Genomic DNA, 14,203 nt, shown 5'->3' on the forward strand with positions numbered 1-14,203 from the left:
AATCAAGGATTACGATTTGCCATGCAAGGAGAGATCATGCGCTCCATTCGATTCATCTTTGCTTTCATGCTGTTAGGAGTTTTGTGTGTTTCCGGCATTGCGTCGGCTGCAGATTACAATTCCAGGTTCGTGCGCAACTATCCTCCAGGGTATCACGGGATGTGGTACTATGCGGAACGTTTCTTTGACAAGCCCGATAAGAGCCGCACAGAAGAATACCGCTGGGACAAGTTCACCGCGAGAATCAACAATATTCAATATCCATTCCTGCCTCATCCGTATGCATGGAACTACGGCGATCATCGTAGCTTCAATCTTCCCAACTACAATTCCAACGACTGGTAATCCGTTTCACATCCAAATGTCGGGGGGACGAACAAATACAGCTCCCTCCGGCGTTCTTCGATAAATCACATCCTCATGAAACGATTTCTGTTACTATGATATAATCAGAAGAATACGTGGGTTATTTCGGGCGGATTTTTTGTGATGGCGGAGAGAGAGGGATTCGAACCCTCGGAACACCTTGTGGGCATTCACGCGATTTCCAGTCGCGCCCCTTCGGCCACTCGGGCATCTCTCCTGGACAATCCGCACATCTTAAACCATATGCTTGTACGTGGTCAAGGAGATTTCAATGGAACCTGAGCAATCCCAAGTGTTTCGCAGCGGGATTGTCGCCCTGGCGGGAAGGCCCAATGTAGGAAAATCCACGCTGGTAAACACTATCCTGGGGAGGGAGTTGTCTATTGTAACGCCTAAGGCGCAGACTACGAGAAATCGGATAACCGCGATTCATACCATGCCTGAGGCACAACTCGTATTGCACGACACCCCAGGAATTCACGATCCCAAGACTCCGCTCAACAGAGCGCTCGTGGCCATAGCAGCAAAGACTCTCGAAGACGCGGATATCATCCTCCTCATTACGGAACCTCTCGAAGAGATTCATCGAGAAGATTTACAAATCGTAGATATGATCGGAAAAACCCGTACTCCCGCGGTACTCGCGCTGAACAAGATCGATACCGTGAAACCTCAAGCATTGCTCCCGGTAATCGAAAACTTCAACCGGCTCGAGCGATTTGAAGAAATCGTGCCAATCAGCGCGCTGCATGGAGACGGCGTGACGGAGCTGGTGAATATTCTCATAAGAATGCTTCCTCCAGGACCGGCCCTTTTCCCGGAAGACGAGATCAGCGATTTGCCTGTCCGGTTTTTTGTGGCTGAAATCGTGCGAGAACAAATAACGCGCATGACCGGAGAAGAGATCCCGTACAAAACGTCGGTTGTTGTCGAATCATTCAAGGAGGAAAGCGAGCGTATCCTTATCCATGTGGATGTGCACACGGAACGTGACAGCCAGAAGAAGATCCTCATCGGCAAAGGCGGCAGAATGATCAAACAGATTGGCATTGCCGCGCGGAAGAAGATCGAGGACTTTCTTGAGGCTCCCGTTCGCCTTGAGCTATTCGTGAAAGTAACCCCGAATTGGACCAAGAACGAAAGGATGCTTCGGGAATTCGGATATATGTGATACCTGTTCGAGACTCCTCATTCCACCCGGAAGAAGGAATCGTCAAATTCCGGTTTGCCCTCGTACTTACGTAAATAGAATCCCGGAGCCTGGTCCATGTGCTCGAAAACCGCCGGATTGAGATCGATGCCTACTTGCTGAAAAGCTTTCAAAATCGCATCAGGACGCGGGGGACATGTCTTTATGGTGATCATCTTGCCGATATCAGGGTGATTCTTATTGGCCTCGTACAGGCATTTTCCGATAAGAATGGAATGTTTCTTCCCGGGAGTGGGCTTCATGAGCTTGCCCGTCAGCACCTCCACATCGTCCCAGGCAACTCCTTTCCAGGCATACGCTACTGCGGTGAGTATTATCCCCGTGAGTAACGAGCAGTAGGTGCACATGGTGAGATCGTATTTCCAATAGGAGAGTCCCTCGATTCCCATTTTCTTCATCGGCAGCGGCAGACTGTTGTCTTCATTGTAGGGGAAAGAGTATTCCAGCTTGAGAGCCAATTCCTCCAGCGGGACTCCTGACAACTCAAGATCCGAAAGATCGGTAGTTCGTCCACTTCCGGTCGCGGCCAATGCTATGTGCGGAACGTCCGAAGGTTCGTATCCGAGAAGTCTTGCGCCTACTTTATCAGCCGAAAGCGTGTCCGAAGAGGCCACGAGGATGTTGCTTCTCCTCATTTTCCCGTCAAAAGCCGGGCCGCGTTCGTTCGTGAAAATGCCATCCAGAAGAGTGAATCCGGGCGGGATGCAATCCGATAGTTTGGACACCATGTAGTGCAGATCTTTTCCAGGGTCGATCGAGTGGCATTTTTTCCGGGAATTTATATCGAGCAGGCCTTTCAAATTCTTAATTCCCAGGCTCACTTTAGTCTGAGCATGAGTTTTGAGAACCGGTATATTCACGACGAAATCGCTCTCGAGAATATCTGTATTCACGTTTACCGTGATTTCGGAATCCAGGTTGATTTTCTGGAACGGTCGTTCGTGAACGTTGATTACCTTTACCCCGTACCGCTTTTTCAACTCGTTGTATCCAAGGCTCTCAAAGGCGTGCCACGACGTCTCCTTATCTTTGGGATCGAAAACGACACCGCCTTCGCCTATGGTAATGTCTTCCACCCCGCGTTCACGAAGAATACGGACCATGTCCTGAACAACGCGAGAGGTGGTAATCACGCCATATTTGGGGAAAAGTGTCGAACGGGTCCAGAAGACAACGTTCGGTTTGATGAAAACCCGGGAACGTGAAGAAACACCTTCGAGACCCCGGGAAAGTTCAACCGCCTTGCGCACGGATTCATAAGGTTCTTCATAGCGAATTACTGCTACTTTAGGTTTGGCCACGCTGAAACTCCTCAGACTATTGTTGCTTACGGGAAAATAATGGGAATGAAATACCGCTGAATTATATACCAAATGTCAGAATTTTTGTCTGATTGCGAAAAGCGCTTCTCGAAAATTGGTGGGTGCCGGCCTCCGTCCTGGCATATTTTCAATATGATCAATAATATCGACAGAATGGACCGGCAGGGAGAAACTGTCTCAAAATCAATGAATTTACAGAAAATCGTGCTACGATTCGACATCGTTGTAGGGGCAGGTCTCGTGCCTACCCTCCCGCAATGACCGGCACGGAGGCCGGTCACTACTGGGCACCCACGAGGGGCGCCCCTACAATCAGGCCGTGAAGATGATGAGAATTTCGTGCCACGATCTGGGAAAAATTTCGACTTTTGAGACAGCCTCGGGACGCCGGTCCCCACCAATATCTTGTATTGGAGCGTAAGATAAACGCCAGAATTTTTTGGAAATCGCTCTAAAGCCTGACGGCCAGGCGATGCGCCAATTCCACTAACGTATGAGGCAATTCGCGCATACGATGCCCGAGACTTTTCAGGATACGAAAAACTCCGATCTGGGCTTCGCCTAATTCAATGCGGCATTCGATTCGCTCACAGAGATCGAGAAACACAATGATTTCTGCTGCGACAGCAGCGTTTCCCTTGGATTTTTGCAGTTGTCCGGTTAACTGCACAATCCTTGTTCGTATCAGCCGATCGATTTCGCCCAGATCCAGGTTAATCTTCCAGAATCCTGCTTCCTGGAGAATCGCTTCAAGCCCGTCGGGGAATTTGCCATTCGAGAGTTTGTCAATCTCTTCGATCAGCCTTCTGTTCAAGGAAAAGCGGGCCACGGCAACGAAAGTGTCGGGAAGATAAGCGTCCTGCTCCACGAGCAGCTTTGCAAGATCCCGGTTTTTTTTGTAATGCGTTTCGAAGAGGCCGGCTTCTGCCTCGTACATCGTGCCCGTGATAGCGTTCAGAACCCTGCGGCGCTCTTCAACGAAAAGATCTTTCGCTGAGTAGTATGCTTCTGAAAAATGACGATCCATCTTTCGGCCGAGTTCCGTGACGGATTGGCTTCTGAACGCCTCGAGCAACTCTTCTTTCGCCTCCGCGTACCGGTATTCGCTTATGTACTCGGTTACCGAGCATCTGACGTCCACTCCACCAAAATAGTGTGCTGCAACTGCAAGCTTCATACTTTCGGTGGTTATCCTGCTCAGTACGGTCATGGCGGCAACCAGCAGGGTCCTGTCTCCGCTTTGTTCTTTCGTGAAGTCGTGCAACGCTATTTCGTAACAGTACAGTCTTTTCTTGGGGGGCACATCCTCGAAAACGGAAAGAATGGCTCCATGAGCAGCCACTCTGGGCAAGCCCGAAACCTGAGTAATTATCTTGTCCCGGAAAATTTCATCACCTGCTGGATAGGGTTTGAAATTGCTTTTAGCGTTCTTCAACACGGACAGGAAATCTTCAAGGATGTCAGGATCGAAAGGATAGATGATTTGGATAGCTCTGGCCGCGTACCTGAGAACCTGAAGGCTCTCTATTCCGGAGATATCATCGAAAAACCAGCCGCAACTCGTGTACATGAGCATGCGGTTTCTCTGAAGCTCCAGCAACTGCAATCCTTTTATCCGGTCTTCTTTCCTGAGCTGTTTCAGCCCGTGTTTCTTGAAGAAGGGCCCAATCTTGGGGCGGTTTTCCAACAAGACCTGGATATAATCGTTACGAGCTTCCCACGGATCTTTGAAAATACCTTTGCCCTGCTCTTCATACAGAGAGTCGGCCCGATCCCGTAGAAGGTCGAGAGCTTCTCTAAGAGGCGCTCTCCATTTCTGGTTCCATTCGGGTTTCTGTGAAATGGAGCAGCCGCAATCGCCGGACCAGCGACCGACCCCGTGGGCGCAGCTCCACGCCGAGTTCTCGATTATTTCTACTTCAGCTTTGGGCGGATGGAGTGCAAGATACTCTGCATAGTTGGTTACTCGAACGTCATGCCTTCGGAAGAGTTCTTTGAGTGCATAGGAGAGCGCCATTTCACCGAATCGATGATGATGTCCGTAGGATTCACCGTCTGTGGCAATGTTGATAACCTGTGGGCGGTCGTCTGTTGTGAATGCGTTCAAAAGGCGGTTTTTCAGCTCTTCTCCGTTATCGAGCAGTTTTTCGAACGCTATTGCCCTGGATATCGGGCCGTCGTAGAAGAAAATCGCTATAGAAAGCTTTTTGGACAATCGGCATAGATACGGTCTTGAGGGATCGATCGCTCCGTTGTGCAGAGTCTCCCATTCATGCTTTGGTGCCAGCTTGAATCTTTGCGCCTGAGTTTGCGAAAGGATCGTGAATTTGATGCCCTGTGTCGCCATGATCCGCAGGGACTCAAGATCGACGGCAGTTTCCGGCAACCACATGCCTTCGGGATCACGCTGGAATCTCCTGCGAAAGTCTTCAATTCCCCAGATTATCTGAGTAAACTTATCCCTGGACGATGCCAAAGGCATGATCATATGATTGTACGCTTGAGCCAGAGCGTTTCCATGGCCGGAGCGTTTTTTCACGCTGGCTGCATCCGCATCGAGGATAGCCTGATAGGTATCCGGATCGTGTCGGTCCAACCAGGAAAGCAGCGTAGGCCCGAAATCGAAACTGATGTACTCGTAATTATTCAGTACGTCTCTGAGACGACTGTGCCGATCGAGAATTCGTGCTTGCGTGTTGGGCCTGTAACACTCAAACGCAATTCGCTCGTTCCAATCGTGGAAAGGATGAGCGGATTGTTGAATTTCAATCTTTTCCAGCCATGGGTTTTCCCGGGGCGGTTGGTAGAAGTGCCCGTGAATGCAAATGTATTTCCTTATCATGCACTTATCTCAGAAGAATGCGTGGCAAGCAGTCTGCAGCCGTAAAGATTTCTCATGGGGCCGCCCTCTCCCGAATCCGCACGAAAGCAACAAAAGAATAGCCATACGGTTCCTCCCGGTCAAGAAATGAATGCTGCACTGTATCCATTCGGTTACGCGTGGAAGAGCTTTCTGCAGCCCCATAGGGGCTGCCCAAGAGTAGCCGTGGGTGCAAAACCCACGGAAGCGATATGGCTAGTCCTTTTGTCTTCAAGACCCTGAAGGGGTCCACCAACGACATCTGAGAGTTATTGTCTTGTTGGTCGACCCCTTTCAGGGGTCGTTGAACTATGCTTACGGGCCGCCGCTGTCCACGGGTTGACACCCCGTGGCTACCATTGGGCCGCCCTTCCAGGGCGCAGAATTCTTAGTGGCCGCTCACCGAATGGTTGCGCTGCATTGGCTTTGGTTCAGTAGAATTCTCAGCAGACAGAAATGTCGCGAAATGCGGTCAGTGCCTGACTCGCAAATCGTCTGATTTTGTCAAAGTTTCTGGAGCCGTCCGGATTTTCAACACCTGTGTGGACATCAACCCCATGCGGACGGACGGTGAGCACAGCTTCTCGCACATTCTCAGGGGAGAGTCCTCCGGCCAGGATTACCGGGACGGAAGCGATGCGCACTATTTCAGCGCTTAGACGCCAGTCATGAGTCTTGCCGGTTGCTCCAATCCTTCCGGTCACAGGATCGAGCGAATCCAAAATAATTGCGTCCCAAAGCGGAGACTGGAACCGTGGAACGTGTTGCAGAGAAGAATCTCCGTTTACGGTTATCCTCCCTATGCTCATTACGTGGGGAAGATGTTCCCGAAAACGCTGAATTTCATGGTCGGAAATTTCCCCATGAAATTGAATTGCTCGGCCTCCGGTTTTACACAGCAGCTCAATAGCTGCATCGGCTCGATTCAGATAGGTGATAATAACGGGCAGCAAGTCACTGGGAAGATCCCGAATTATGCACTTGGTTTTCTCCACATTCAAATCGTCATGGAGCCCGTGTGGCAATTCCAGGGTAAAGCCTACCGAATTCACCCCGCATTCGTGGCAGAACAGAGCCTCTTCAACGGTCGACACACCTGCTACTTGCACTATCGGACACCAGTTCAGAATTTGGCCTTTTATCATGCGAAAGCCCTTACAGAGTCCGGTCTTGTAATCGGAAAAGCCTGGACACAAAAAGGATTGTTGGATATGTTATCGAATACAAAAAAACATAATTCAAGCCATCTATGTCAAAAAAAGCCACATACGAACGTCCCAGGCTCATCGAGTTCGGTCCCAATCTCGAAGCATCTGCAGCCTGTTCGACCGGCTCGACGCATGGTTCGGGCAACTGCAATACCGGATACTCCGGTGCGGCATGTACTGTTGGCGGCAATGTGGGTGCAGGAAATTGCGCAAACGGAAGCGGAAACTGGCTGGTAAATTGTGTTGAAGGTGGAATAGCGATACTTGGACGCTGCACATCCGGGGGCTTTCGCTAGAACGGAATTATCCTGCTCTGGGACTGGTAATTCTAGAATTCTCGATATCGCGGATGTCAATCGACGCTATTTGGAGCCACATTAGCAGATAACTTGGTACTCGAGAGATGACCTGTCTTTGCCATTTCGATTGACGTACCTTTGCATTTCATGCTAAAAGAGACGGAATCCTAAATAGTTAGGCAAACGAGAGTGCACAAAGTCTTAAAATATTTTACCTTGGCCAGTTGCATGTTTTCACTCTCCGTTATGGCAGGCTGCGCGGGCAAGCTCGCTACAGCAGGGGCTGCACGCGTTGTTCAGGTCGCTCCCACTGGAGTCATGCTTCTGCAATATGAGGATGGAAAGACCTCCTGGAAATTGATCAATCCTGACAGCCCGCGAATCGATACGCAGACTGCTGAAAAGAATGTCTTGAAACCGGCTCGTTATGTTGAAACCAAAAAGGGCAGCACCCTGACTTTTCCATCCGGAGACACTATTCTATATAAAGACATCCCAACCGATAAGGAAAACTGACGACGTTTATCTTATAAACGGGTTGCAACTTTTTTATCGGAAGCGCATCTTGGAATGATGAAACGGACAAGGAGGAATTTCTTTTATGCCAATATATGAGTACCGCTGCGACGAATGCCAGGTTGAATTTGAGAAGCTGGTCTTTGGGAGTGACGTAGTGTCATGTCCCAAATGTGGAGGAGAGGTTCACAGAATGATGTCTTGCTGCACTTTCAAGAGTGCTGCAGGGGATTTCAAGACTTCGGGAACGGGAAAATCCGGGTGCAGCGGTTGTTCGGCCACTTCTTGCGCAACATGTCATTGAAATTGCACATGCTTCCGTTTCGAATACCGAAAGGAGGTCTGCATCGATGATGGACACCGAAAATCCGCACCTGCGGTTACAACAGCAGATAGATTGCCAATTGGAAACGAATCCCCGGGAAGCGCTCAAATCCTGGGAACGAGCCGGCTGGAACGAAGAACCCGGCACAGATGTAGACGAAGCCCCACTGAAGTATATGGCTTTAGTACTGCTCGATGCAATTGAAGAGCGCGCTGCTCGATTTGCGGTGGAGAAAGACGAAGGAGTCACCGTGTACGCGGACTCCACCTACACGCTTCCCCAGGCTCCCCCTCACGTTATCGCAAGGGGATTGGAGTTGATGAGGGAAATGGTCGGGCTGGAAGGCCCCTCAGGCGAGGGAACTCTTTCTCTCGGCATACGGAATGATAGTCTTGAGCTTGTCATTCAGAAACAGGCCGGTTTGCATACGATCAATATTCCCGACATGGGACCGGTGACCTGATTGGCTTCATGATTTCGCAATGAAAGTGAAAGAAATCGGAGAGGGATTGTGAATTCCTCTCCGATTTTTACTGCAAGTGTCTGAAATTTTGTCCGATTGCCAAAAGCGTTTCTCGAAAATCGGAGGATGCCGTGCCTCCGTGCCGGCACGTTTTCATAATAAATCGACGAGTTCGGTCCGGCAGCGACGCCGGACCCTACCGTTCCTTATAAAAGGAAGGTGTTCAAAAGGTCAGAAATTATGTGATGCCAATTGCCATAGACAGCGTCTATGCTCCAAGACGTTTCTTTTCGAGCTCTTTGGCCTCATCCCATAATGCATCCATCTCTGCGAGATTGACCTGATCCCAAGACTTGCCCTGTTCCTTGAGCTTCTCCTCAATAAATCGAAAGCGTCGCTCGAATTTGTCCGAGGTGCTGTGAAGCGCAGATTCACTGTGCACGTCCAAATGTCTGGCAGCATTTACCGTCACAAACAGAAGGTCTCCCAGTTCTTCCTTCACGTGCCGGGAATCTCCTGATTGAACTGCCTCTTTTAACTCAGCCAATTCTTCATCTAGTTTCTGAAACACTTCCTCCGGGCGTGTCCAGTCGAATCCCACTCTTTGCGCTCTGCGTGCCAGTTTTTGAGCGCGATTCAGAGCGGGTAGAGATCGTGGAATGCCGTCCAGGAGAGATTCTCGATGTTTAATATTCTCTTCCGATGCTTTGATTTTCGCCCAATTCTCGATTACTTCTCCGGCGGTTCTGGCTTGTGCATCGCCAAAAACATGCGGATGCCTTCGCGTCATTTTCTCGATGACGCCTTGCATGATGTTTTTCAGTGTGGCCGTTCCTTGCTGTTCGAACATGTACGCAGTGAAGACCACCAGGAACAATAGATCCCCGAGTTCGTCCGAGATCTCATGCGCGGAACCGGTTTCCATAGCTTGAACGAGTTCATGATACTCTTCGAGTATATAAGGGTGAAATGTTGCAGGAGTCTGTTTCTTGTCCCACGGACAGCCGTTTTCAGATCGAAGGGTCGCGATCAGTTTGAGCATGTTTTGAAAAGCGGCGGAAGCTTCGTCAAGAGATTCTGATTTCATCGTGATGTTCCCGGAAGAGGTTCTGTATTATCTTCCTGCCGGAATGCGGATAAAGCGCCGGGATATTCGCTATATGCTGCAGATCTTCTGCCCCGGAGATCGTTATCCGATTGTCCTCAGGAGTAAGTAATCTCACTCTATACTCCCGATATTTGCGGTTCAAGAGCTTGGCATTGATTATTTTGCAGAAGAGATGATATTATTCTCAGAATTTTGAATGCTGATAAAGTCTAATTTGAGAGGCTCAATCAGTGACCGGAACCGCCGGCCACGAAGACATGTTGGTTCAGGAGCACATGGAGGCTTCTTGGAAATGCAATCCGTGGAGCAAGGCCAGCGGTCGCCCCGTCGCGTTAGTTTCGACAATATCGGGGCTCTCCAGGCGCTTGTCGGGGAATTAAGTAAGAACATCAAGTACATTGAAAAATGTTTAGGGGTCAGCATTTCTCTCAAAGGTAACACCCTCAGTATTTATGGGGACTCGCCTGTTGACGAACTGGCAGAAAGGCTGATCAAACAGCTTTACTCAATGGCTCGAGAAGGATATCCTGTAAATCCGGCTGACATCAGCCAGAGCGTGCGTTTGCTCGATCAGAATCCGAACGCCAAGATTAAGGACTTTCTGCGGGATACAGTTTTCACGTCACCCGGCAAACGGCCGATTACCCCGAAAACCATCATGCAGAAAGAGTATGTCAAGGCGATTCTCACCCATGACATTGTTTTCGGAATAGGCCCGGCAGGAACGGGAAAAACGTACCTTGCAATGGCTGCGGCCATGGCGGCCTTTACAAAAAAGGAATTACGAAGAATCATACTTGCACGGCCTGCGGTGGAGGCCGGTGAGCGACTCGGTTTCTTGCCGGGAGACTTGTACGAAAAAGTGAACCCGTACTTGAGACCTCTTTACGATGCGTTGCACGACATGATCGATTTTGAAAAAGCTTCGAAAATGATAGAACGCGGTGACATCGAAGTGGCGCCTCTAGCCTTTATGCGAGGAAGAACCTTGAATGATTCCTTTGTGATACTCGATGAGGCTCAGAACACCACTTCAGAGCAGATGAAGATGTTTTTGACCCGCCTCGGGTACTCGTCAAGAGCCGTAATTACGGGCGATGTAACGCAAATAGATCTTCCCGAAGGCACCAGATCAGGCCTCGTAGAAGCGCGAGAAATTCTTAGTCATATAGAAGGCATTGCTTTTGTAACGTTTACCGATCAAGATGTTGTGAGACATCCACTGGTTCAGGAGATCATCAAGGCGTACGAAATGAAGTCCTCCGGTTCCGAAGGTCGAACCCGGAAATAATGCAAATGCCAGATTCTCAGCAAAAAAAACCGTCATCCGAAGGAATCAAAGATCGGCTCTCCACGCTGCGGAAAACTCTGGAGAAAAGGCTCCCTAAATGGGCGCACAATTTTTCCGAACCCAAATGGCAGCGATGGGCTATCATAGTAGGGACATCTCTCCTCGCGGCATTAATGATCGCACCGAAATCTTTCCGGGTGTACAACCTCACTGTCGGTGAAACCGCCCCTGAGACCATTATCTCTCCCCTCACATTCGAAGTCGTGGATCAGGCCGCGACTCAGAAGTACAAAGATGACGTTATCAAATCAGTTCTCCCGGTGTACGACTTTGATGAAGAAATGGTTCACGATGTACAGACCCGCATCACCAATGCATTCAATTTCATGTCGGAATACCTGGAAGCTGAAGCGATCCATCAGTCCAAGGAGATAGAAAAATCCAAGGAGCGTTCTGCAGGCTCTCCCGGAGAACCTGTCACTGCCGCACCGAAACAAAGACCATTCCAGGTGTTGGATGAAAACACGCTGAGGACACGGTTTGAGAATCTCCTTGGAGCGAATGTGTCGCCCTCCAGTTTTGCAGTGCTCAAAGCTCACGGTTTCAACCAGAGAATCCAGAGGGATCTGAAATCATTGGTAGTCCCGGTTCTCATGAAAGGCATTGTTCTGAGCCGGGATCTGGTCATGAGAGACGGAAAATCGGGCATACTCTTAAAAGTCAAGAACAGAGAAAAACTTGAACCGCTCAAGGATCTCTCCCAGATTTTCGATTTGAAAGAAGCGGTCAATTTTATCAATGTCGAAGAGCAGGATCCGTCGCGTGATTCCGCAGTTTCCAGAACCATTCGGCGTCTGGCGATGGATCTGGTGAATGTGAACATTACGTCCAACCGAGAACGCAGTGCGCAGCTCAGACAGGAGGCACTTGCTGCCGTCAAAGACGTATCGTTCAAGATTCCTAAAGGCGAGCCCATTATTAAAGAAGGTGAGCCGGTCAACGAAGGTCACCTGAAGAAGCTTGCCGGTTTGAACAAAGAGAACCCCGTATACAGCCGTTACATGATTGTGGCAGGGTTCTGTCTGATTCTCGTTCTCCTGTTGAGATTGGGTTTATATTTCTCGGAAAAGCACCTGGACAGAACAAATCATGCAACCGACGATCTGCTTCTGTTCTGTTTGCTGCTGATCGGTACGATTGTCCTGGTCCGATTTGTCTCGTCACTATCTCCCATGCTGACAGCAGCCGACAAAACCATTAGTGCCAGAACGATCACCTATGCCGCTCCAGTTGCGACCGGGTCCATGTTGATGGCACTTATGGCGGATGCGAGAATCGCTTTTATCTTTGCGGCCCTCGCTGCGGTGACTTCCGCTTTGGCGGTTGAAGGCGACATCTACCTCTTCGCGTTCTATTTCATCTCAGGCATTGTGGGACTCCACGGAATGTCACGGATTACCGATCGCACTTCCGTTTTGAGAGCAGGTTTGGTGGTCGGGCTGGTGAACATGGTGTCCATCCTCGCTATCAAAATGGCGCTGGGCAAGCTTGAGTCAGTGATGGATTTCTATGACATAGGTCTGGGATTTCTGGGGGGCCTGGTATCCGGACTTCTTGTATCAAGTCTGGCGCCCTTGCTGGAGCCTCTGGGCTATGTCACCAATGTAAAGCTGCTGGAGCTCGCGAATCTCAACCATCCGCTCCTGAAAGAAATGTCACTGCTGGCTCCGGGCACGTACCACCATTCGATTATGGTCGGCGGTCTGGCTGAGGCAGCAGCAGAGTTGATCGGAGCAAATCCGCTTCTCGCACGGGTCGGCGCGTATTACCATGATATCGGTAAGGCGGGCAAGAAAGCCAAGCCATCGTATTTCATCGAAAACCAGGAAAGGGGATACAATCCCCACGATAAACTGGAACCAAGTATGAGCGCTCTGATCCTGGTTGCGCACGTGAAACACGGCGTGGAAAAAGCGCGGGAGCATAGGCTTGGCACTCCCATCGTTGATATCATTCAGCAGCATCACGGGACCAACCTTATCAAGTTTTTCTACAACAAAGCCTTGGAACGAGCAGACAAGAATCAAACCGTGAATGAGGACAAGTACCGCTATCCCGGACCGCGCCCCCAATCGAAAGAAGCGGCGCTCGTCATGCTTGCTGACGTAGTAGAAGCTGCATGCAGGACTCTGGCGGACCCGACTCCGGCACGGATTCAGAAACGTGTTCAAACGCTCATTATGGGGTTGTTCTCCGAGGGACAGCTCGATCAATCGACGCTGACGCTGAAAGATATTCACGCAATAACAAAATCATTCGTAAGGGCTCTCCAGGGAATAATGCATTCCCGCATAGACTATCCTCCCGAAGCCCTGCCTCAGGAACGCACGAATGGAGATACTCATAAACAATCGCCAGAAAAGGATAGAAATCGACCTGCAAGAACTACAGAAGAAAACGGAAAGAATATTAGAAGACTTGGGCTGTAATGCCGACACTGTGGTTTCCATCGCGGTCGTAGACAATCCGGAAATGGCTGAACTGAACTTCCAGTATCGCGGGAAAGAGGGACCGACGAATGTACTCTCGTTTTCTCAGAGAGAAGGAGAAATACAATCCGCACATCCCCATCTTCTCGGAGATATTGTAATTTCCGCCGATCGGGCTGCAGACGATGCTCAAGCATTGAATTATACAAATGACGAAATGGTTTTATACCTTTTGATTCACGGCATTCTCCATCTTGTGGGGTACGAGCACCAGGAGCCTTCGCAAGCCTTCACTATGGAGCAAATGGTGGAAGAAATCTTTCGGAAATTCTATCCTTCCCTGCCTGAATAAATGGGCCTAGATCTACATAACAATAAAATGAAATTGGTTTTTTTATGAAGATCAGATTTCGCCAAACGGGCGGCTTTGCCAATTTGATCCAGAGTTGCGAAATAGACACCAAGACGTTGTCTCCCGCTCGAGCTGCCGAGATCGAGAATTTGGTCAGGAACAGCGGTATCCTGACTGTCAAAATCCCGTTTTGGAGAAAGGTCGCTCGTTGGCAGAGAATAGTAGCTTGCGATCTCTTCTATTACAGTATCTCAATTGAGAGCAGTGAAGTTACTTTTAGCTTGGCATTTGACGACTCCAGTATTCCCGACGGCAGTCGTCCTTTGTTAAATTACCTCAAGAACCGTGTACGGTCGCAACCTCGATAGTTTTTCTGTTTACCGTTATCTATCGT

At 49.6% G+C, this 14,203-nt stretch carries 15 protein-coding genes and 1 tRNA gene; 10 read left to right on the forward strand and 6 right to left on the reverse strand.

The window, feature by feature from the left end:
- Window positions 1–36: 36 nt before the first annotated feature.
- Complete coding sequence (locus DESTI_RS18775) at window positions 37–345, forward strand: hypothetical protein (protein WP_014811547.1); 309 nt, start codon at window positions 37–39, stop codon at window positions 343–345.
- Window positions 346–490: 145 nt separating this feature from the next.
- On the opposite strand, the gene DESTI_RS18780 is transcribed toward DESTI_RS18775, so the two are convergent.
- Window positions 491–583: transfer RNA gene (locus tag DESTI_RS18780), tRNA-Ser, on the reverse strand.
- Between the two features lie 54 nt (window positions 584–637).
- Between DESTI_RS18780 and era the strand changes: the two genes are divergently transcribed.
- Window positions 638–1,537, forward strand: a complete 900-nt coding sequence (gene era, locus DESTI_RS18785; protein WP_014811548.1) for a GTPase Era — start codon at window positions 638–640, stop codon at window positions 1,535–1,537.
- 17 nt (window positions 1,538–1,554) lie between these two features.
- On the opposite strand, the gene DESTI_RS18790 is transcribed toward era, so the two are convergent.
- The 3 genes from DESTI_RS18790 to DESTI_RS18805 all read right to left on the reverse strand — a co-directional run bounded on the left by DESTI_RS18790 (window position 1,555) and on the right by DESTI_RS18805 (window position 6,903).
- Window positions 1,555–2,877, reverse strand: a complete 1,323-nt coding sequence (locus tag DESTI_RS18790; RefSeq protein ID WP_014811549.1) for a DUF362 domain-containing protein — start codon at window positions 2,875–2,877, stop codon at window positions 1,555–1,557.
- A gap of 472 nt (window positions 2,878–3,349) precedes the next feature.
- Window positions 3,350–5,740 (reverse strand): DUF3536 domain-containing protein, encoded by a 2,391-nt coding sequence (locus tag DESTI_RS18800; protein ID WP_014811550.1) that lies wholly within the window; start codon window positions 5,738–5,740, stop codon window positions 3,350–3,352.
- A 461-nt stretch (window positions 5,741–6,201) separates the two neighbouring features.
- Window positions 6,202–6,903: a phosphoribosylanthranilate isomerase gene (locus DESTI_RS18805; RefSeq protein ID WP_014811551.1), complete on the reverse strand. Its 702-nt coding sequence runs from the start codon at window positions 6,901–6,903 to the stop codon at window positions 6,202–6,204.
- Between the two features lie 104 nt (window positions 6,904–7,007).
- On the opposite strand from DESTI_RS18805, the gene DESTI_RS18810 reads away from it, so the two are divergent.
- The 4 genes from DESTI_RS18810 to DESTI_RS18825 all read left to right on the forward strand — a co-directional run bounded on the left by DESTI_RS18810 (window position 7,008) and on the right by DESTI_RS18825 (window position 8,569).
- Window positions 7,008–7,262 (forward strand): hypothetical protein, encoded by a 255-nt coding sequence (locus DESTI_RS18810; protein WP_041286330.1) that lies wholly within the window; start codon window positions 7,008–7,010, stop codon window positions 7,260–7,262.
- Between the two features lie 231 nt (window positions 7,263–7,493).
- Window positions 7,494–7,781 carry a hypothetical protein gene (locus DESTI_RS18815; RefSeq protein ID WP_157212205.1) on the forward strand — a complete coding sequence of 96 codons (288 nt, stop codon included), beginning with the start codon at window positions 7,494–7,496 and terminating at the stop codon, window positions 7,779–7,781.
- 85 nt (window positions 7,782–7,866) lie between these two features.
- Window positions 7,867–8,085 (forward strand): FmdB family zinc ribbon protein, encoded by a 219-nt coding sequence (locus DESTI_RS31810; RefSeq protein ID WP_014811553.1) that lies wholly within the window; start codon window positions 7,867–7,869, stop codon window positions 8,083–8,085.
- A gap of 46 nt (window positions 8,086–8,131) precedes the next feature.
- The gene (locus DESTI_RS18825) at window positions 8,132–8,569 is read left to right on the forward strand and encodes a hypothetical protein (protein ID WP_014811554.1); all 438 of its coding nucleotides are present in this window, start codon (window positions 8,132–8,134) and stop codon (window positions 8,567–8,569) included.
- Window positions 8,570–8,837: 268 nt separating this feature from the next.
- Here the strand turns inward: DESTI_RS18825 and mazG are convergent, their stop codons facing one another.
- On the reverse strand, window positions 8,838–9,656 hold the full coding sequence (gene mazG, locus DESTI_RS18830; RefSeq protein ID WP_014811555.1) for a nucleoside triphosphate pyrophosphohydrolase: 819 nt from the start codon (window positions 9,654–9,656) through the stop codon (window positions 8,838–8,840).
- On the reverse strand, window positions 9,637–9,792 hold the full coding sequence (locus DESTI_RS31105) for a hypothetical protein (RefSeq protein ID WP_169316386.1): 156 nt from the start codon (window positions 9,790–9,792) through the stop codon (window positions 9,637–9,639). The genes mazG and DESTI_RS31105 overlap by 20 nt, the downstream gene beginning before the upstream one ends.
- 177 nt (window positions 9,793–9,969) lie before the next feature.
- On the opposite strand from DESTI_RS31105, the gene DESTI_RS18835 reads away from it, so the two are divergent.
- The 4 genes from DESTI_RS18835 to DESTI_RS18850 are packed head-to-tail and all read left to right on the forward strand — an operon-like array spanning window position 9,970 to window position 14,177.
- A complete protein-coding gene (locus DESTI_RS18835) occupies window positions 9,970–10,968 on the forward strand; it encodes a PhoH family protein (RefSeq protein WP_014811556.1) in 999 nt (332 codons plus the stop codon).
- 5 nt (window positions 10,969–10,973) lie between these two features.
- The gene (locus DESTI_RS18840) at window positions 10,974–13,457 is read left to right on the forward strand and encodes an HD family phosphohydrolase (RefSeq protein ID WP_052316071.1); all 2,484 of its coding nucleotides are present in this window, start codon (window positions 10,974–10,976) and stop codon (window positions 13,455–13,457) included.
- Window positions 13,360–13,809 carry an rRNA maturation RNase YbeY gene (ybeY, locus tag DESTI_RS18845; protein ID WP_014811558.1) on the forward strand — a complete coding sequence of 150 codons (450 nt, stop codon included), beginning with the start codon at window positions 13,360–13,362 and terminating at the stop codon, window positions 13,807–13,809. The genes DESTI_RS18840 and ybeY overlap by 98 nt, the downstream gene beginning before the upstream one ends.
- A gap of 44 nt (window positions 13,810–13,853) precedes the next feature.
- Entirely contained in the window at window positions 13,854–14,177 is a 324-nt protein-coding gene (locus DESTI_RS18850) for a protealysin inhibitor emfourin (RefSeq protein ID WP_014811559.1), read from the forward strand.
- Window positions 14,178–14,203: the final 26 nt, after the last annotated feature.

Origin of the sequence: Desulfomonile tiedjei DSM 6799, assembly GCF_000266945.1 — a bacterium.
GTDB classification, from domain to species: Bacteria; Desulfobacterota; Desulfomonilia; order Desulfomonilales; family Desulfomonilaceae; genus Desulfomonile; species Desulfomonile tiedjei.